Source organism: Actinoplanes sp. URMC 104, from assembly GCF_051386375.1.
Taxonomy (GTDB): domain Bacteria; phylum Actinomycetota; class Actinomycetes; order Mycobacteriales; family Micromonosporaceae; genus Actinoplanes.
On the sequence record NZ_JBPQTO010000011.1, the window covers coordinates 619,883 to 636,716 of the forward strand.

Sequence of the window (16,834 nt, forward strand, 5' to 3'; positions counted from 1 at the left end):
GCGCTTCACTGAATGCATCCAGTGAAGCGCTTCCCTCCCGGACGGGCGGTGCGAAAGGAGCCGGGATGCTGTTCGACTGCCACCAGCACCTGTGGCCCGCCCGGCTGGTCGAGGCGCTGCGCCGCCGCACGGCGTACCCGTACCTGCGGGACTGGACGCTGCACCTGCCCGGCGAGGACCCGTACGCGGTGGATCCGCTGGCCCACGACGTCGCCCACCGGCGGGCCACCGAGCCGGCCGGCCGGGTGCTGCTGTCGCTGTCCAGCCCGCTGGGCATCGAGCACCTGCCCCGGCACGACGGCGCCGAGCTGATCGACCTGTGGCACGAGAGCGCGCTGGAGCTCGGCGAGCCGTTCCACGTCTGGGCGGCGGCGACGGTGGACGAGCCCGACCCGGACGGCCTGGCCAAGGTGCTGCGGCACGAGCGCGTCGCGGGCCTGCAGCTGCCGGCCACCGCGATGCAGGACCCGGCCGGGATCGCGCACGTCGGGCCGTTGCTCGACGAGGCCTGCCGCGCGGGCAAGCCGGTGCTCGTGCACCCCGGCCCGGCGCCCGCCTGCGACGAGGGCCTGCCCGGCTGGTGGCCGGCCCTGGTCCCGTACGTCGCCCAGCTGCACCAGGCGTGGCTCGCGTGGCACGTCGCCGGCCGCCGCGACGTGCGGATCGGCTTCGTGGCGCTGGCCGGGCTCGCGCCGCTGCACCACGAACGGCTGGCCGCGCGCGGCGGCGCCCTGGGCGCGCTGGACCCGAACGTCTTCTACGAGACGTCGTCGTACGGCACCCGGGCGGTCGACGCGCTGGTCCGGGTCGTGGGCGTCGACCCGATCGTCTCCGGCTCCGACCGCCCGTACGCCGAGGCGACCGACCCCGGCCTCGGCGCCGCCTTCACGCACGCCCTGTACACCGCGAACCCGCACCGTTTCCTGACCGGAGGCCCCCGATGACCGTGTTGCCGGCGCTGCCCGGTCGCGTCCTGGACCCGCACGAGCTCAAGCGCTGGGTCGCCGAGCTGGCCGCGCGGCCCGAGCTGTGGGAGCCGCTCGTGCGGCACGACACCGGCAGGCGCCACTACGCGTCGCTGCACCGCGACAGCGACGTCGACGTGTGGGTGCTGTGCTGGAACGTGGCCGACGACACCGGCTGGCACGACCACGACACGTCCTCGGGCGCGGTCGCGGTCACCCGGGGCGCGGTCACCGAGGCCACCCCGCGGATGGGCGGCGAGCCGGTGACCCGGGTCGTCGAGGCGGGGCGGACCTTCGCGTTCGGCCCCGACCACATCCACCGGATGGGCGGGGCGGTCGACGGGTCGGTGTCGATCCACGCGTACTCGCCGCCGCTGTGGCGCATGGGGCAGTACTCGATCAGCAGGGCGGGGGTGCTGCGCCGGCGCGCGGTCAGCTACGCCGACGAGTTGAGGCCCATCGACGAGTAGTCGAGCACCCCGCCGAGCAGCGGCAGCACGGCCGCGGCGCGCTCGAGGTCGTCGCCGAGCGGCCGGTCCTCCTCGTCGGTGTCGAGCACCTCGTTGGCCAGCTCGAACGCCTCGCGCAGCGGGCCGACGACGAGCCGGCCCGGCGCCATCCGCAGCGCGCGCACCGCGGCGACCAGCTCGGCGGCCAGCAGCGTCGGGGCCAGCCGGGTCATCGTGCGCAGCGACCGGGCGCCCTGGGTGGCGAAGCTCGCGTGCTCCTCCAGGCCCAGCGAGATGCTCAGCGTGCCGGCCGCGGTCGGGGTCATGCCGACGCGGATCTCGGTCAGCAGGTCCTGCACGACGTACTCGCTGATCATCAGGCCGGAGCTGCCCGCCGGGCCGGCCGCCAGGAACGCGCGCAGGCCGGTCAGGTCGGGGCGCATCAGCAGCCCCAGCCGCGCCGACGACAGCGAGAGCACCGGCAGGAACGCGCCGCGCAGCGCGTCGAGCTGGGTCGCCAGCGTCGCCGTGTGGAACTGCCCGTGATGCCGTACGCCCTCCGGGGTGACCAGCGGGTTCTCCAGCGCCGCGTTCATCTCGGCGATCAGCGCGTCGTCGAGGCAGCGGGCCGCGTGCACGGCCGGCGCCACCACCTGGGGCAGCACCCGCAGCCCGAACGGGTCCTGGATGCGCACCGGCGCCGCGCTGCCCGCGACGAGCCGGCTCATGATCTTCGCCACTTCCACCTGGCCGGGGTGGGCCCGCTGGCGGTGCACCGCCACGTCGTACGCCTCGGGGTTGCCCCGCAGCGCGAGGAAGCTCAGCGCGGCCACCACCACCGACGCGCGCAGCTGGCTCTGCACCCGCTGGAGCGCGAGCGCGGACGTCGCCACGGTCAGCGCGCTCGAACTGATCATCGGCAGCGCGTCGGTGGCGCCGAACATCGTGACCGGGCCCTTGCCGTCGCGCCACGGCCGCTCCCCGGCCAGCGTGAGGCTGAGCTCGGCCAGCGCGGCCAGGTCGCCCGTGCCGATCGCGCCCCACTCGTGGAGCGTCGGCACCGCCCCGTCGTGCAGCGCCTCGGCGAGGCACTCCGCGACGTGCCGGGAGACGCCCGACCCGCCGGCGAGGATCTGGTTGAGCCGCACGGCCATCGTCGCCCGCGCCGTGGTGTCGTCGATCACCGGACCGACCGCCGCGCAGTGGCTGCGCAGCAGCCTCAGGCCGCGCTGCTCGTCGGCGCCCGTGCGCTCGTGCCGGTTGGCCCCGACGCCGGTGTTCGCCCCGTAGACTGCGCCTTGCGCCCGCGCCTGCTGCAGGAGCGCATGTCGCTCCGCGACCCGCCGCAGCGCTGCCGGGTCGACGTCCACCCCGGATCGACCGGAGGCAATGGCAACCAGGCCCGCTATCGTCAGGCTCCGCCCGTCCAGTCGTTCTGCCTGCATAGCGCCACCATGACTCGTGTTTCCATCCCGTAACGGCTCCCCCGGCCCGTTTGACATCCTATTCACTACAGCGGAAGTATGAATAGGCGTATTCAAGAAGTGGAGCGCCATGATCACATTCGACGATGTCGTGAAGGTCTACCCCGGCGGGAGCACGGCTGTCGACCACGTCTCGCTCGAACTGCCCACCGGCAAGATGACGGTCTTCGTCGGGCCGTCCGGCTGCGGCAAGACGACCTCGCTCCGCATGATCAATAGGATGATCGACCCGACCTCCGGCCGCGTGCTGATCGACGGCAAGGACGTCGCGCAGCAGGACGAGGCGCTGCTGCGGCGCGGCATCGGCTACGTGATCCAGAACGCGGGCCTGTTCCCGCACCGCACGGTGCTCGACAATGTGGCGACCGTGCCGGTGCTGCTCGGCAAGACCCGCCGCGAGGCCCGTTCCGCCGCGCTCGGCCTGCTCGAGCGCGTGGGCCTGTCCGCCGAGTTCGCCAAGCGCTACCCGGCCCAGCTCTCCGGCGGCCAGCAGCAGCGCGTCGGCGTGGCGCGGGCGCTCGCCGCCGACCCGCCCATCATGCTGATGGACGAGCCGTTCAGCGCGGTCGACCCGGTCGTGCGCGAGGGGCTGCACCGCGAGTTCCTGCGGCTGCAGAGCGATCTCGGCAAGACCATCGCGATGGTCACCCACGACATCGACGAGGCGATCAAACTGGGGGACGTGGTCGCGATCTTCCGGCAGGGCGGCGTGCTCGCCCAGGTCGGCACCCCGCAGGAGCTGCTCGCGGCGCCCGCCGACGAGTTCGTCGCGGAGTTCGTCGGGCGCGACCGGGGGCTGCGCAGCCTGTCGTTCGACGACGCGTCCGGGCTGCCGGTGCGCCCGGTGCCCGCCGAGCTCGTGCTCGACGACGCCGGTCGGCCGCAGGGCTGGAAGACGGGCTCCGGTGTGCAGCCCACGGGCGGCACGTTCACCGCGACCGACTCGCTGCGGCTGGTCGCCGACCTCGCGATCCTCTCGCCGGTGGGCATCGCCGTGCGGGTGGACGCCGACGGGGTCGCCGACGGCATCGCGCCGCACCACGACCTCGTCGACTACCTGGCGGCCCGGCGACCCTCATGATCACTTATCTGTCCAACAACTCCGAGGTCGTGTGGGCGGCGCTGCGCCAGCACATCACCCTCGCGCTGATCCCGGTGCTGCTCGGCTTCGTCATCGCGCTGCCGATCGGCTACCTGGGCGTGCGGTTCCCGTGGCTCTACCACCCGCTGGTGAACGTGGCCGGGGTGCTCTACTCGATCCCGTCGCTGGCGCTGTTCGTGTTCCTGCCGGTCGTGCTGGGCACCAGGATCCTGTCGCCGCTGAACATCGTGGTCGCGCTGACCATCTACACCGTGGCGCTGCTGGCGCGCACGGTCGCCGACGGCCTGCGCTCGGTCGACCGGCTCGTCGTCGAGAGCGCCACCGCGATGGGCTACCGCCGGCTGCGGCGGCTGCTCGACGTGGAGCTGCCGGTCGCGCTGCCGGTCATCCTGGCGGGCCTGCGGGTCGCCACCGTCGCCAACATCAGCCTGGTCAGCGTCGGCGCGCTGATCGGCGTCGGCGGGCTGGGCCAACTGTTCACCCGGGGCTTCCAGCTGTTCTACCTGGAGCCGATCCTGGTCGGCATCATCCTGTCCGTGGCGCTCGCCGGCATCGCCGACCTGATCATCGTGCTGATCCAGCGCGCGGTCACGCCGTGGACCCGCTTCCAGGGGAGCCGGGCGTGAACCTCACGTACCTCCTCGACGCGGCGCACTGGGAGCTGGGCGCCACGGGCAGCATCCCGCAGCTGATCCTGTCCCACCTCTGGTACGTCTTCCTGGCGCTCGCGATCGGCACGGTGATCGCGTTGCCGGTGGGCCTCTACATCGGCCACACCGGCCGGGGCTCGTTCATCGCCATCAACGCGGGCAACGCCGGCCGCTCGCTGCCGACGCTCGGCCTGCTGATGCTGATGGTCACGCTGCTCGGGCTGGGTCTGCTCCCGGTGCTGATCGCGCTGACCGTGCTGGTCATCCCGCCGATCCTGACCTCCGCGTACGCCGGGCTGCGCTCGCTGGACCAGCGGGTCGTCGACGCCGCCCGGGGCGTGGGCATGCGGCCGTGGCAGGTGCTCACCCGCGTCGAGCTGCCGATGGCCCTGCCGGTGCTGATGAGCGGCTTCCGCAGCGCCGCCCTGCAGGTGGTCGCCACCGCCACCGTGGCCGCCGCCGTCGGGCTCGGCGGGCTGGGCCGGCTGCTGATCGACGGGCTGGCCGTCAACGACTACTCCCGCGTGCTGGCCGGCGCCATCGTCGTCGCGGTGCTGGCCGTACTGCTCGACCTGGTCCTGGCGCTCGCACAGCGCTGGATCGTCTCGCCCGGTATGCGGGCCTCCAAATGAAGGGTTCACCCATGAAACGCTTTGGCCGACTCGGTCTGGCAGGCGTCGCCGTCGCCCTGACCGTCGCCCTCACCGCCTGCGGCGCCGACGAGGACCCGCTGGCCAACGACTCCGGCGGCGGCAGCAGCGCGGCGCCCGGCACCATCACCGTGGGCTCGGCGAACTTCGCCGAGAGCGAGCTGCTCGGCGAGATCTACGCGCAGGCCCTCGAGGCCAAGGGCGTGACCGTCAAGCGCCAGTTCAACATCGGCGCCCGCGAGCTGTACCTCAAGGCCCTGCAGGACGGCTCGATCGACCTGCTGCCCGAGTACAACGGCGCGCTGCTGTCGGCGCTGGCCAAGGGCGGCGCGCCCGAGGGCGTCAGCAAGCCCGAGGACGTGCTGGCCGCGCTCAAGAAGGTGCTGCCGTCGGGCACCGAGGTGCTCGAGCAGTCCGCCGCCGAGGACAAGGACACGCTCACCGTCACCCAGGAGACGGCGACCAAGTTCAAGCTCAAGACGATCGACGACCTCAAGCCGGTCGCCGGCCAGCTCACCATCGGCGCCGGCCCCGAGTGGCAGGAGCGCTACCAGGGCCTCAAGGGCCTGGAGAGCCTGTACGGGGTCAAGTTCAAGGAGTTCAAGCCGCTCGACGCGGGCGGCCCGCTGACCGTCAACGCGCTGGTCAAGGGCCAGATCGACGTCGGCAACATCTTCTCGACCGACTCGGCGATCGCCACCAACAAGCTGGTCGTGCTCGAGGACCCGCGCAACCTGTACCTGGCCGAGAACATCATCCCGCTGATCCGCACGTCGGCGAACAACCCGACCGTGACCTCGGCGCTCAACGCCGTCTCGGCGAAGCTGACGACCGAGAACCTCACGGCCACGCTGGCCAAGGTGCAGGTCGACAAGCAGGACACCGCGACGGTCGCCAAGGGCTGGCTGTCCGAGAACGGCCTCTCCTAGCCGCTTCGCCGCACGCCGCCCGGGCCCACGGCCCGGGCGGCGCTGCGTTCCCCGGCCTTCCACACCTCGTACGCGCTCCCGCTGCGCTTCGCGTGATACATCGCGACGTCGGCGCGGTGCAGCGCCGCGTCGGCGCCGAGCGTCCCGGTCTCGCACACCGCCACACCGATGCTGGCCGTGATGCGCACCGGCGTCTCCGCGATGACGACCGGGCTGTCCAGGGCCTCCGTGACCCGTCGCGCCACGGCCACCGCCTCGTCCGCGCCGGAGACGGCGTCGAGCACGACCACGAACTCGTCGCCGCCGAGCCGGCCGGCCAGGTCGTCGCCGCGCACGCTCGCCCGCAGCACGTCGGCCACCGCGACCAGCAGCCGGTCGCCCGCCGCGTGCCCGAGCGAGTCGTTGACGGGTTTGAAGCCGTTCAGGTCGATCAGCAGCACGCCCGCGGTGCGTCCGGGCCGCTCCAGCAGCCGCCCCAGCTCGCGGTGCACCCGGGCGCGGTTGGCCAGGCCGGTCAGCGCGTCGGTCGCCGCGGCCTCCTCGATCTCGTGCTGCGCCAGCATCTGCCGGGCCACCACCAGGCCGGTGATCGCCACGCCGCCGGCGACCAGGCCCGCCCACGGGTACAGCTCGCCCTGCCGGGCGGCGGCCACCGCCATCAGCGCGTACCCGACCCCGATCGCCAGGTAGGGCAGCTTGGTGGCCAGACCGCCGCGGACAGGCTCGTCCCGCGCGGCTGCGTCAGCGGGTCGGCGGCACTGCTCGACCGCGCCGCACGCGAGCAGCAGGTGCATGGTCAGCCAGCAGGCGAACTGCCACGGCGTACGCTCCACGACCCCGCTGTGCGCCTGCGTGTAGCCGAGGTACGCATCGCCGGCGAGCAGCGCCACCACCCCGGCGCCCAGCAGCAGCAGGGGCCGGCGGGCGCCGCGCTCGGCGCCGCGCAGCAGCACCCGGGCGAGCGCGAACAGCACGAGCAGGTCCACCATCGGGTACGCGGCGGCGGCGAGCACCAGCCGGAACGAGGCGTCGCCGCGGTCCAGCGCAGGGCCGATCGCCAGGTACCACAGCACCATCGAGCCGCCCAGCGCCACGGTGGCCGAGTCGAGCGCCGCCTTCCACCGCTGGCGGCGGCCGGCCGCCCGCAGCGGGTACGACAGCAGCGCGGCGAACAGCAGCAGCACGAAGCCCATGTGGGCGCCGTCGCCCGGCTGCGGGAACGGCCGTGCCCCGGTGACGAACACGAACAGCGCCGGCGTGGCCAGCGCGAGGCAGAGCGAGGCCGTCACCAGCCGCCACGTCCGGCGGATCCGGTCGTCGCGCGCCGCGCGGACCGCCCGCGCCGGACGCGCTCAGGCGACCGAGCGCAGCAGCGGCAGCCAGACGTCGTCCACGATCTCGGTGATCACCTCGGCGGGCACCGGGCGCAGCGTCATGAACATCTCGTGGCGCAGCAGGTCGAACGGCAGGTTCACGACCCGCGGTGAGCGCGGCACGGCGGGCAGCTCGCCGCGCTCGGCCGCGCGGGCGACGAGCCGTTCGAGACCGGTCGGCTGCCCCGGCGCGCGGAGCCGGTCGCGCAGCTCGCCGAAGTTGCTGCCGCTCTCGCGGAAGTAGTCCATCAGCTGCACGCTGATCGTCGTCAGCAGCCGGGTGCGGCCGGCGTCGGCGTTGCGCAGGAAGCCGATCACGTCGTCGCGCAGGTTGCCGGTGTCGGGCAGCGGGATCGCGTGCGAGAACCAGACCCGGTTCAGCGTGGCCAGCAGCAGGTCCTCGCGCTGCGGCCAGCGCCGGTAGAGCACCGGACGGCTCGTGCCGGCGCGCGCGGCGATCGCCTCGTACGTGAAGCCTGGGTAGCCGCTCTCGACCAGCACGTCCCAGGCGGCCGCGACGATCGCGTCCTCGAGCTCGGCGCCGCGCCGACGGGTCTTAAGAGTCACTTGCGTATCTTAGCGCGACCGCCTACCGTCGAGCCGTTAGATACATCCGCGTATCTTAAGGCGGTTCCATGGCCCTCGACCGGCAAACCCTGCGCACCACCGTCGCCGTGCTGACCGGCGGCGTCGCGGTGATCCTCGACTCCACGATCGTCAGCGTCGCGCTGCACGACCTGGCGGCCGATCTGCACGCCGGGGTCGGCACCATCCAATGGGTCAGCACCGCGTACCTGCTGGCTCTCGGCGTCGTCATCCCGACGGTCGGCTGGCTGCAGAGCCGCCTGGGCGCCAAGCGGCTCTGGCTGGCGGCGCTCACCGTGTTCCTGCTCGGCTCGGTGCTCTGCTCGCTCGCTTGGGACGCGCCCAGCCTGATCGCCTTCCGCGTGGTGCAGGGCGCCGGCGGCGGGGCGATGATGCCGCTGATGGTCACCATGATCATGCAGGCCGCGCAGGGCGCCGACCGCAGCCGGCTGATGTCGATCGTCGCGCTGCCCACGGCGCTCGGGCCGATCCTCGGACCCGTCATCGGCGGGCTGATCCTCGGCGCCGGCGACTGGCGCTGGCTGTTCCTGGTCAACGTGCCGCTCTGCCTGACGGGTCTGGTGCTGGCCCACCGGCTGATCGCCGCCGACGAGCCGGCCCGCCGCGTACGGCTCGACGCCGTGGGTCTGGCGCTGCTGTCGCCCGCGCTCGTCGCGCTGCTGTGGGGCCTGTCCAACGTCGCCGGACACGGCGGCCTCGCCCGCGCCGACGTGCTCGCCCCGATGGCCGGCGGCGCGGCGCTGCTGGTCGCCTTCGTGCTGTGGGCGCTGCGCCGCCGCGGCGACGCGCTCGTCGACCTGCAGGTGCTGCGCTCGCGCCCGACGTGGGCGGCGACCGCGCTGATGTTCCTGTCCGGCGCCTCCCTGTACGGGGCGATGCTGCTGCTGCCGCTCTACTGGCAGCAACTGCACGGCACCGACGCCCTGACCGCCGGCCTGCTGCTCATTCCGCAGGGCGTCGGCTCGCTGCTCAGCCGTACGGTCGCCGTCCGTCTGCTCGACCGCATCGGCGCCCGCGCCGTGTCGATCGCCGGCTTCGCCGTCGTCGGGCTCGCCACCGTGCCGTTCGCGCTCACCGACAACCGCGCCGCGCTGCTGGCGGCGCTGTTCGTCCGCGGTCTCGGCCTCGGCACGGTCATCATCCCGCTGATGGCCGTCGCGTTCGTCGGCCTGTCCCACGACGAGGTGCCGCACGCCAGCATCGTCACCCGCATCGCCCAGCAGGTCGGCGGCTCCGCCGGCGTGGCCCTGCTCGCCGTCGTCCTCGCGACCTCCGCCACCCGCACCGGCTCCCCCGCGGCCGCGTTCGACGTCGCCTTCTGGTGGACCGTCGGCTTCACCGGCGTCGCCGTGCTGGTGTCCTTCGTCCTGCCCGGCCGCGTCGACCTGGCCGCCGCCCCGCCTACGGCGCCCGCTCGTACAGGAGCTCCTGACCGTCCTCGGGATCCCATTGCTCCCCCACGTGAGCGAACCCGAAGCCGGCAATAGTCGCCAGCGACGCCGCGTTGGCCGGGCTGATGCTGGCCCGGACCGTACGCACTGCCGGCTCGCTCGCCGCCCAGCGCAACAGTTCCGACACCATCGCCTTCGCGTAACCCCGCCGCCGATGGGCCGGGTCCGTGCTGTACCCGATCTCCACCATGCCCGCGTCGTCCGGCGGCCCGTGGAAGCCGCCCGCCCCCACCACCGTCCCGTCCGGAACCGACACCGCCGCCCGCACCACCCAGTCCGCCGCGCGTGGATCCGCCGCGATCTGGTTCCGCCGCATCCGCCACAGCCAGGTCACCTCGTCGGACAGGAACCACTCCGAGAGCGGAACTCCCGTCATCTCACGGGCCTTGGTGAGGTCGCCCGCGAGGAGCGCTTCCAGCACGGCTTGCGGCAGGGGGACGAAACGTACCGATCGCTTCACGGCCCCACATCCTGCCACGCGCGCTTTGCCTCGTGCCCCGCGCCGCTGCGGTCCCCTTGATCCCCCCGAGCCGCCCGCCCGACTTGGCACCTCCGATCGACCCAGCCACCGTCCACCTCAGCGCCTCCGGTCGACGCGGCCACCGCCCTGCCTTGGTTGCTCCGGTCGACCCAGTCACCCGCACGCCTTGGCCGCTCCGGTCGCAGCCGGTCCCACCCGCTCGCGTCGGCCCGCCTTTCGCCTGCAGCCTGACCGCCCGCGTCGCCCCTCCGGTCGCCTCCAGCTCTCCTCCCGTGCGCCAGCACGGCCTGCCGCACACCCCCGCCGACGTGCCGGTCGACCCGCGGGTCCGGCCGGCCGCAGCTCGACCTCGGCCGGTTGCCGATCGCCCGTCGTTGCGCCACGCATGCCCCAGCTCCCCGTCGAACGAGCGACGCCCCGCGCCCCGGAGCCACCCCCGAGTCCGATCACAGGCAGCGCGGCAAGCCGGCGAGCCCGTCCCCGATCCCCGCAGTCGCGTCTTTGCGCCCGACGCTCACGATCGCCGCATCCGGGACTCCGGCGCCCACATGATCGCCTCACCCGGCGACCGGCTCACCGTTTCAAGATCGCGGTGGGCCACCGCCTCCCCCGCCCACCCAAGGGCCGGGGCCGGGGCCGGGGCCGGGGCCGGGGCCGGGGCCGAGCCTACGTCGCCGCGACCCACCCCCGCGGTCGCCTGTGGACAACCCGCCGTCTGCTACGGTTCGGCGGCGATCCGCCGATCACTCCGGCGCGAAGCCCCAGCCGCACCCGCACCCGAGGAGGTGAGACCGATCAACGCAGCAGCACCACACGGTCGGGCCCTCCCCGGTTCCGCGACGCTCCGCTGAGCGCCACCGGGAGAGCCCCCCACAGGCATCCCGAGAGGCACATCATGACCTTCACAGAGCGGCACCTCCGAGTCCACGACGACGTTCCCTGCACGGTGTGGGAACCTGCGACCGGCGACGGCCCGCTGATCCTTGTCGCCCACGGCGGCGGGCAGCACCGCGGGGCGCCGAGCGTCGTGGGGCGGGCCGGGCTTCTGGTGGCGGCCGGCTTCCGAGTCGTCGCGCTGGACGCGCCCGGCCACGGCGACCACCCCTCGCGGCAGATCGGGAACGCCGAGGTGGCGGGGCGAGCCGTTCCGGAGTGGCGGGCGGCAATCGACCTGCTGGCTCCGGGCGGGCCGGCCGGGTTCTGGGGCGTGTCGATGGGGGCGGCGGTCGGGCTGGCGGTCGTGGCGGCCGAACCGCGGGTACGGGCGGCGGCGCTGGGGCTGATCGGGCTGAGCGACGACCGGGCGGAGCTGGCCGCGCGGGTCACCGTGCCGGTGGAGTTCGCGCTGCAGTGGGACGACGAGCTCGTGCCGAGGGAGGCGGGGCTGGCGCTGTTCGACGCGTTCGGCTCGGCGGAGAAGTCGTTGCACGCGAACCCGGGACGGCACGTGGAGCTGCCGCGGTTCGAGGCGGACAACGCGGTGCGGTTCTTCGCGCGGCACCTGTGTCGATCATGATGGACGGGTGAGCAGGGGGACGGCGATCGGCAGCGCCGCGGCGGTGACGGCCGGGGCGGTGACCATGCTGGTCGCGCTGGTGGCGCCGGCAGGGAGCTGGTGGGACGGGTACGTCAGTGAGGCGGGCACGGCGGGGCAGCCGTACCCGTTCCCGTACCGCTGCGGTCTCGTCCTGCTCGCCGTGGGCGTGGCGCTGCTGGGGGCGGCGCTGCGGTCGTTGAGGGCGGTGAGCGCGGCGCTGCTGGTGGCGTCGGTGCTGGCGGCCACCTCGGGGGTGGTGGCGTGCACGGACCGGTGCCCGCTGCCGCCGTACGAGCCGACGACGGTGGCCGACGTGGTGCACACCGCTGCCAGCGTGGTGGGGCTGGTGGTGCTGGCGGGTGCGATGGCGCTGATCTGGTTGTCGGACCTGCGCACCGCGGCCAGGCGGCTGGCGGGCGTCGGCGTGGTCCTGATGGTGCCGCTGGGTGCGACGCTCGGGGTGACGATGCTGGTGGTGGGGCGCAGCGGCTTCGGCGCGCTGGTCGAGCGGCTGGTGCTGGCCGTCGCGGTGAGCTGGCTGGTCGGCACGGCCCTGCTGACCGGCTCGCGGGGCGTCAGGAGAGGCGGGCGCTGAGGCCGCGCAGCTCGGTGCCGCCCGCCCGGCGTGAGGAGCGTTCGAGCAGCGTCCGTACGGTCTCGGCGACCGCGGCGGAGGTGTGCACGTGCTGGGGCGCCACCCGTTCGGCGTTGAGCAGCAACCGGACGGCCTCGCGGTCGGCGGTGCGCAGCTGGGCGAGCGCCCGCGCGGTGTCGGCGTAGTAGTAGACCTGCCGGATGCCGATGGGCACGGCCGCGGGCGTGGTGTGCCGGGCGATCTCCACGGCGCGGCCGGGGTCGCCCTCCTCGACCTCGATGGTGATGCGCCAGATGGCGACGTTGGTGGGCCCGAAGAACAGCCCCATGGTGGTGGGCGCCTCGCCGGTGCGCCGGGCGAGCGCGGCGGCCTCGGCCGAGAAGGCACGGCTCTCGTCCGGGCGTCCGCTGCCCTGCCCTGCCATCGCGCACATCAGGTGCAGCGTGCCCAGCACCTCCGCGCCGCCGGGGCGGGCGCTGTGCGGGCGCAGGTCGTCGGCGCCGCGTTCGGCCAGGGTCAGGGCCCGCTGGTAGGAGCCGGCCGCGGCGGCCGCGCTCGCCCGGGCGTACGTCGCATAGCCGCGCAGCACCGGGTCGTCCGCACCCTCGGCCGCCTCCCGGCAGCGTTCGGCGGCCAGCCACGCGTCCGCGGGCAGGCCGAGGTTGCGCAGCACCGACGAGGCGGTGTGGGCGGCCGAGCAGAGCAGCCGGTACGCCCGGCGGCCGTCCGGGCCGGCGGTCTCGGCGTGCAGGTCGCGCAGCAGCCCGGGCAGCAGGCGCACCGCCCCGGCGTAGTCGCACGTCTGCAGCAGCGACTCGGCCAGCTCGGCCGAGCGGGCCAGCACCGGCAGCGGCGCGGCGAGCCCGGGCGCCGGCTCGGCCGGGTCGATGTCGATCAGGGCCTGGCGTACGGCGTGCACGCCCGCCAGCGCCGCGGAGGCCTGCCGGTCGGCGGCGGGCACCGGCGCGCCGGCCAGCTCGTCCGGGTGGCATTCGAGCGCGCGGGCGATGTCGGCGAGCGTGAACCGGTTGCCCGTCGCCTGCAGCCCCCGTTCGATGCGGCTCCAGGTGGCGTGCGAGACACCGGCCCGGCTCGCCGCGAACCGGATGCTCCAGCCCCGCATCAGGCGGCGCGCCCGGATGCGGCCGCCGACCTCGGGGCCGGCGTGGGGTCGTGGCGTCATGTGCCCGACGGTAATCCCGCCGGCTCCACGGGTGGTACATGCCTGTACCGGCTGATCACGAACCGGTTCTTGCCGGCGGCCTTCGCCGCGTACATCGCCTCGTCGGCGGCGTGCACCAGGCTCTCCGCGTCGAACGCGGCGCCGGGCGGGGAGATCGCGACGCCGGCGCTGCAGCTGATCGTCACCGGCTGGCCGTCGATGTCGTACGGCGCCCGCAGCCCCGCCACGATGCGCTGCGCGATGGCCTCGGCGTCGTCGTCGCCGGTCAGCCCGTCGGCGAGCATCGCGAACTCGTCGCCGCCCAGGCGGGCCACGGTGTCGCTGGCGCGGGCGCACTGCTCCAGGCGCCGCGCCGCCTCGGTGAGCAGCACGTCGCCGGCGCTGTGGCCCAGCCCGTCGTTGACGGCCTTGAACCCGTCCAGGTCGATGAAGAACACCGCGAGCGGCTCGCCGGAGCGGGCCTGCGCGCGCAGCGCGTGGCCGAGACGCTCGGCGAACAGCGTGCGGTTGGCCAGCCCGGTGAGCGAGTCGTGCAGCGCGAGGCGGCGCAGCGCGTCCTCGCTCTCGCGCAGCCGGGCCTCGACCGACTTGCGCTGGTCGATGTCGCGGCGCAGCGCGGCGGTGGCCTGGTCGACGCGCTTGAGGGCGCGGCGCCGGGAGTCGGCCAGCACCCCGGCGAGCACGGTCACCAGCAGCCCGATGCACAGCGAGGCGACCGGCAGGCGGCGGTCGGTGTCGCTGAACAGCCGGGTGGTGGGCTGCACGTCGATCTGCCACTGCCGCTCGCCGACCCAGGTGGTGCGCATCCGGCGCAGGCCGGGGTCGGGCAGCAGGGCGGCGGACGTGCGGGTGGAGGCGACCACCGTCACGGCGGACTGCTGCAGGTCGCTGAGCGTCACGCGGACCAGCGCCCCGGCGTACGTCTGCAGGGTCTCGTTGACGAAGTCGGCGCCGCGCATCGACAGCACCATCCAGCCGAGGAACTCCCCGGCCCCGGCCGTTCCGGCGGCCCGCACGACGGGCGCGGCCAGCAGGAACGACTGCTGTCGCAGCGTGGACGGCAGGGCGCGGTCCTTGAACAGCACGTACGGGTGGCTGATCGTGGGCTGGCCGCTGGCGCGCGCGGACCGCAGCGCCGCGTCCGGCTCGTCGGCCTGGCTCAGGTCCCGGCCGATGCTGGGGGTGACGTCGTCGAACGTGCGGCTGAAGACCACGAACAGGTGCTGGTCGGCGTCGCCGGCGGCCTTCAGCCGCAGGCCCGCGGCGCCGCGTTCGCGCCACAGGTTCTGCACCTGCGGCACCTCGCTGGTCTGCGCGGGCACGACGAAGCTGACCGCGCTGGCGCCGGGCAGCCGGTTGCGGCTGAGCCGGGAGGTGATCGAGGCGAAGTCGGTGGCGTTGAAGTCGGTCTGGGTGCCCACGGAGGCGCTCAGGTCGGCCAGCGTCTCGGTGTAGCGGGCGGCCTCGTCGATGACGGCGCGCTGGATCGCGTCGGCGTTGTGGTCCATGAGCAACCCGGCGTGCCGCTGCTGCACCTGCCGCACCTCGAGCATCACCAGCCACGACGTGGCCGAGCCGCCGACGAGCACGGCCAGGACCAGCGCGAGGCCGATCCAGCTACGGCGGCCGGTTGCCTTCATCCGTGTGGGTCCTCGTGGTCGCGGCGACGGGGGCGTCCCCCTCTGATCGGCAGGGCCCGCGGATTCTTGAGCGGTTGTCCCCGTCGGGACGGGGTAGGCACCGGCGGTGACCGCTGACCCGTCGGCGTGGGGGCCGCTGCGCATCGTCGTGTTCCGCAATCTGTGGCTGGCGTTGCTGGCAAGCAACATCGGCGCCTGGATGCAGACCGTCGGCGCCCAGTGGCTGCTGGTCGAGCAGTCGGGCACCGACACGCTGATCGCGGTCGTGCAGACGGCGAGCACGCTGCCGATCGCCGTGTTCGCGCTGCCGGCCGGTGCGCTGGCCGACACGTTCGACCGGCGGCGGCTGCTGATGGCGACCCAGCTGTTCCTGGTCGCGGCGTGCGGGCTGCTGACCGTGCTGACGTTCGCCGGCCGGATGCCCGCGACGCTGCTGCTGACCCTGACGTTCGTGCTCGGCGCCGGGCAGGCGGTGACCGCGCCGGCCTGGCAGGCGATCATTCCCGAGCTGGTGCCGCGCGCGCAGCTGCCCAACGCCTCGGCGCTCGGGGCGATCAGCATGAACCTGGCCCGCGCGGTCGGACCGGCGATCGCCGGCGTGCTCGTCGCGCGGACCGGGGTGGGCGCCGTCTTCGCGCTCAACACGCTGTCGTTCGTGATCTTCGCGTACGTCCTCTGGCGGTGGCGCCCGCCGGTCACCGACGCGGTCCGCGCGCCCGAGCGGTTCGCCGCCGCCGTCCGCGCGGGCGGCCGCTATGTGCGGCACGCGCCGCTGGTCAAACGGATCCTGCTACGGGCGGGGCTGTTCCTGGTGCCCGGCAGCGCGCTGTTCGCCCTGCTGCCGCTGGTGGCCAGCCGGCGCCTCGGCCTCGGCTCCGGCGGGTACGGGATCCTGCTCGGCGCGATCGGGGCGGGCGCGGTCGCCGCCGCCGTGCTGCTGCCCCGGCTGCGCGCCCGCTGGCCGCTGAACACCCTCATGTCGGTCGCCGGCCTGATCTTCGCCGCGGCCCTGGTGGTGCTGGGCCTCGTACGTTCCGAGGTCGCCGTCACGGTCGCGCTCGTGCCGGCCGGTGTCGCCTGGGTGCTCGTGCTCTCCAGCGTGAACGCCTCGATGCAGCTCGTGCTGCCCGGTTGGGTGCGCGCCCGCGGGCTCGCCGTCTACCAGATGGTCTTCGCCGCCGGGCAGGCCGTGGGCGCCCTGGTGTGGGGCGCGCTGTCGGACGCGTCCGGTCTGGTCGTGGCGTACGTGTCGGCCGCCGCGCTGATGGGCGCGGGCGTCGCCACCCAGCGCTGGTGGCCGATGCGCGAAACCGCCGGGCTCGACCTGGACCCCGCGGTGTTCTGGCCCGAGCCGCACCTCGAGATGGAGCCCGACAGCCACGAGGGGCCCGTGCTCGTCACGGTCTCCTACCCGGTGAGCCCGGAGCGCGAGGAGGAGTTCGCCGAGGCGATGGAGGCGGTGCGTCGCAGCCGGCTGCGCACCGGAGCCGTCCGGTGGGGGCTCTTCCGCGACGGCGAGCAGCCGGGCCGCTTCGTCGAGGCGTACGTGGTGGACAGCTGGGACGAGCACCGGCGGCAGCACGAGGGCCGCCTCACCGGCCTCGACCGCGAGGCCGAGGAACGCGCGCAGGCCCTCGCCGACGGGCCGCCGCACGCGAGCCACCTGTTCTCGGCCCGGGCCGGCCGGGACTGACGCGCGCCGCCGGGGGCCGGGAACGGCGACGGGCCACACCCCTGAA

The 16,834-nt window shown here is 74.2% G+C and carries 16 protein-coding genes; 10 read left to right on the forward strand and 6 right to left on the reverse strand.

Annotated features, from left to right (window positions below; genetic code table 11):
* Positions 1-65: 65 nt before the first annotated feature.
* Complete coding sequence (locus tag ACSNN8_RS28690; protein ID WP_436652873.1) at positions 66-944, forward strand: amidohydrolase; 879 nt, start codon at positions 66-68, stop codon at positions 942-944.
* Positions 941-1,435, forward strand: coding sequence for a cysteine dioxygenase (locus tag ACSNN8_RS28695; protein WP_436652875.1), 495 nt, complete (start codon positions 941-943; stop codon positions 1,433-1,435). Before ACSNN8_RS28690 ends, ACSNN8_RS28695 begins: the two co-directional genes overlap by 4 nt.
* On the opposite strand, the gene ACSNN8_RS28700 is transcribed toward ACSNN8_RS28695, so the two are convergent.
* Positions 1,402-2,859, reverse strand: coding sequence for an aromatic amino acid ammonia-lyase (locus ACSNN8_RS28700; RefSeq protein WP_436652877.1), 1,458 nt, complete (start codon positions 2,857-2,859; stop codon positions 1,402-1,404). The genes ACSNN8_RS28695 and ACSNN8_RS28700 overlap by 34 nt on opposite strands.
* A 109-nt stretch (positions 2,860-2,968) precedes the next feature.
* Here ACSNN8_RS28700 and ACSNN8_RS28705 point away from each other — a divergent pair, with 109 nt between their 5' ends.
* From ACSNN8_RS28705 to ACSNN8_RS28720, 4 genes are read left to right on the forward strand one after another with little or no spacing between them, the layout of a single operon-like run.
* Positions 2,969-3,979, forward strand: coding sequence for an ABC transporter ATP-binding protein (locus ACSNN8_RS28705; protein WP_436652878.1), 1,011 nt, complete (start codon positions 2,969-2,971; stop codon positions 3,977-3,979).
* Positions 3,976-4,626 carry an ABC transporter permease gene (locus ACSNN8_RS28710; protein ID WP_436652880.1) on the forward strand — a complete coding sequence of 217 codons (651 nt, stop codon included), beginning with the start codon at positions 3,976-3,978 and terminating at the stop codon, positions 4,624-4,626. Before ACSNN8_RS28705 ends, ACSNN8_RS28710 begins: the two co-directional genes overlap by 4 nt.
* Complete coding sequence (locus ACSNN8_RS28715; RefSeq protein WP_436652881.1) at positions 4,623-5,282, forward strand: ABC transporter permease; 660 nt, start codon at positions 4,623-4,625, stop codon at positions 5,280-5,282. The genes ACSNN8_RS28710 and ACSNN8_RS28715 overlap by 4 nt, the downstream gene beginning before the upstream one ends.
* A gap of 11 nt (positions 5,283-5,293) precedes the next feature.
* Positions 5,294-6,229, forward strand: coding sequence for a glycine betaine ABC transporter substrate-binding protein (locus ACSNN8_RS28720; protein ID WP_436652882.1), 936 nt, complete (start codon positions 5,294-5,296; stop codon positions 6,227-6,229).
* Here the strand turns inward: ACSNN8_RS28720 and ACSNN8_RS28725 are convergent.
* A complete protein-coding gene (locus ACSNN8_RS28725; protein WP_436652884.1) occupies positions 6,226-7,518 on the reverse strand; it encodes a diguanylate cyclase domain-containing protein in 1,293 nt (430 codons plus the stop codon). The two genes, ACSNN8_RS28720 and ACSNN8_RS28725, sit on opposite strands and share 4 nt — an antisense overlap.
* A 63-nt stretch (positions 7,519-7,581) precedes the next feature.
* Positions 7,582-8,169: a TetR/AcrR family transcriptional regulator gene (locus ACSNN8_RS28730; protein WP_436652885.1), complete on the reverse strand. Its 588-nt coding sequence runs from the start codon at positions 8,167-8,169 to the stop codon at positions 7,582-7,584.
* A gap of 68 nt (positions 8,170-8,237) precedes the next feature.
* Between ACSNN8_RS28730 and ACSNN8_RS28735 the strand changes: the two genes are divergently transcribed.
* Complete coding sequence (locus ACSNN8_RS28735) at positions 8,238-9,695, forward strand: MDR family MFS transporter (protein WP_436652887.1); 1,458 nt, start codon at positions 8,238-8,240, stop codon at positions 9,693-9,695.
* Here the strand turns inward: ACSNN8_RS28735 and ACSNN8_RS28740 are convergent.
* A complete protein-coding gene (locus tag ACSNN8_RS28740; protein WP_436652888.1) occupies positions 9,610-10,119 on the reverse strand; it encodes a GNAT family N-acetyltransferase in 510 nt (169 codons plus the stop codon). The genes ACSNN8_RS28735 and ACSNN8_RS28740 overlap by 86 nt on opposite strands.
* Before the next feature lie 916 nt (positions 10,120-11,035).
* Here ACSNN8_RS28740 and ACSNN8_RS28745 point away from each other — a divergent pair.
* Both ACSNN8_RS28745 and ACSNN8_RS28750 read left to right on the forward strand, forming a co-directional pair.
* On the forward strand, positions 11,036-11,656 hold the full coding sequence (locus ACSNN8_RS28745; RefSeq protein ID WP_436652889.1) for an alpha/beta hydrolase: 621 nt from the start codon (positions 11,036-11,038) through the stop codon (positions 11,654-11,656).
* A 7-nt stretch (positions 11,657-11,663) separates the two neighbouring features.
* Complete coding sequence (locus ACSNN8_RS28750) at positions 11,664-12,272, forward strand: DUF998 domain-containing protein (RefSeq protein ID WP_436652891.1); 609 nt, start codon at positions 11,664-11,666, stop codon at positions 12,270-12,272.
* On the opposite strand, the gene ACSNN8_RS28755 is transcribed toward ACSNN8_RS28750, so the two are convergent.
* On the reverse strand, positions 12,253-13,455 hold the full coding sequence (locus tag ACSNN8_RS28755; protein ID WP_436652893.1) for a helix-turn-helix domain-containing protein: 1,203 nt from the start codon (positions 13,453-13,455) through the stop codon (positions 12,253-12,255). The two genes, ACSNN8_RS28750 and ACSNN8_RS28755, sit on opposite strands and share 20 nt — an antisense overlap.
* On the reverse strand, positions 13,452-15,095 hold the full coding sequence (locus ACSNN8_RS28760; protein WP_436652895.1) for a diguanylate cyclase domain-containing protein: 1,644 nt from the start codon (positions 15,093-15,095) through the stop codon (positions 13,452-13,454). The genes ACSNN8_RS28755 and ACSNN8_RS28760 overlap by 4 nt, the downstream gene beginning before the upstream one ends.
* Before the next feature lie 106 nt (positions 15,096-15,201).
* Here ACSNN8_RS28760 and ACSNN8_RS28765 point away from each other — a divergent pair, with 106 nt between their 5' ends.
* Positions 15,202-16,788, forward strand: coding sequence for an MFS transporter (locus ACSNN8_RS28765; protein WP_436652897.1), 1,587 nt, complete (start codon positions 15,202-15,204; stop codon positions 16,786-16,788).
* Positions 16,789-16,834 lie beyond the last annotated feature (46 nt).

What these genes read in the sequence shown, in the direction of transcription:
- ACSNN8_RS28745 (WP_436652889.1), top strand. Translation starts at nt 11,036, where the DNA reads ATGACCTTCACAGAGCGGCACCTCCGAGTCCACGACGACGTTCCCTGC.
- ACSNN8_RS28695 (WP_436652875.1), top strand. Translation starts at nt 941, where the DNA reads ATGACCGTGTTGCCGGCGCTGCCCGGTCGCGTCCTGGACCCGCACGAG.
- ACSNN8_RS28690 (WP_436652873.1), top strand. Translation starts at nt 66, where the DNA reads ATGCTGTTCGACTGCCACCAGCACCTGTGGCCCGCCCGGCTGGTCGAG.
- ACSNN8_RS28700 (WP_436652877.1), bottom strand. Translation starts at nt 2,859, where the DNA reads ATGCAGGCAGAACGACTGGACGGGCGGAGCCTGACGATAGCGGGCCTG.
- ACSNN8_RS28720 (WP_436652882.1), top strand. Translation starts at nt 5,294, where the DNA reads ATGAAACGCTTTGGCCGACTCGGTCTGGCAGGCGTCGCCGTCGCCCTG.
- ACSNN8_RS28710 (WP_436652880.1), top strand. Translation starts at nt 3,976, where the DNA reads ATGATCACTTATCTGTCCAACAACTCCGAGGTCGTGTGGGCGGCGCTG.
- ACSNN8_RS28755 (WP_436652893.1), bottom strand. Translation starts at nt 13,455, where the DNA reads ATGACGCCACGACCCCACGCCGGCCCCGAGGTCGGCGGCCGCATCCGG.
- ACSNN8_RS28705 (WP_436652878.1), top strand. Translation starts at nt 2,969, where the DNA reads ATGATCACATTCGACGATGTCGTGAAGGTCTACCCCGGCGGGAGCACG.
- ACSNN8_RS28760 (WP_436652895.1), bottom strand. Translation starts at nt 15,095, where the DNA reads ATGAAGGCAACCGGCCGCCGTAGCTGGATCGGCCTCGCGCTGGTCCTG.
- ACSNN8_RS28735 (WP_436652887.1), top strand. Translation starts at nt 8,238, where the DNA reads ATGGCCCTCGACCGGCAAACCCTGCGCACCACCGTCGCCGTGCTGACC.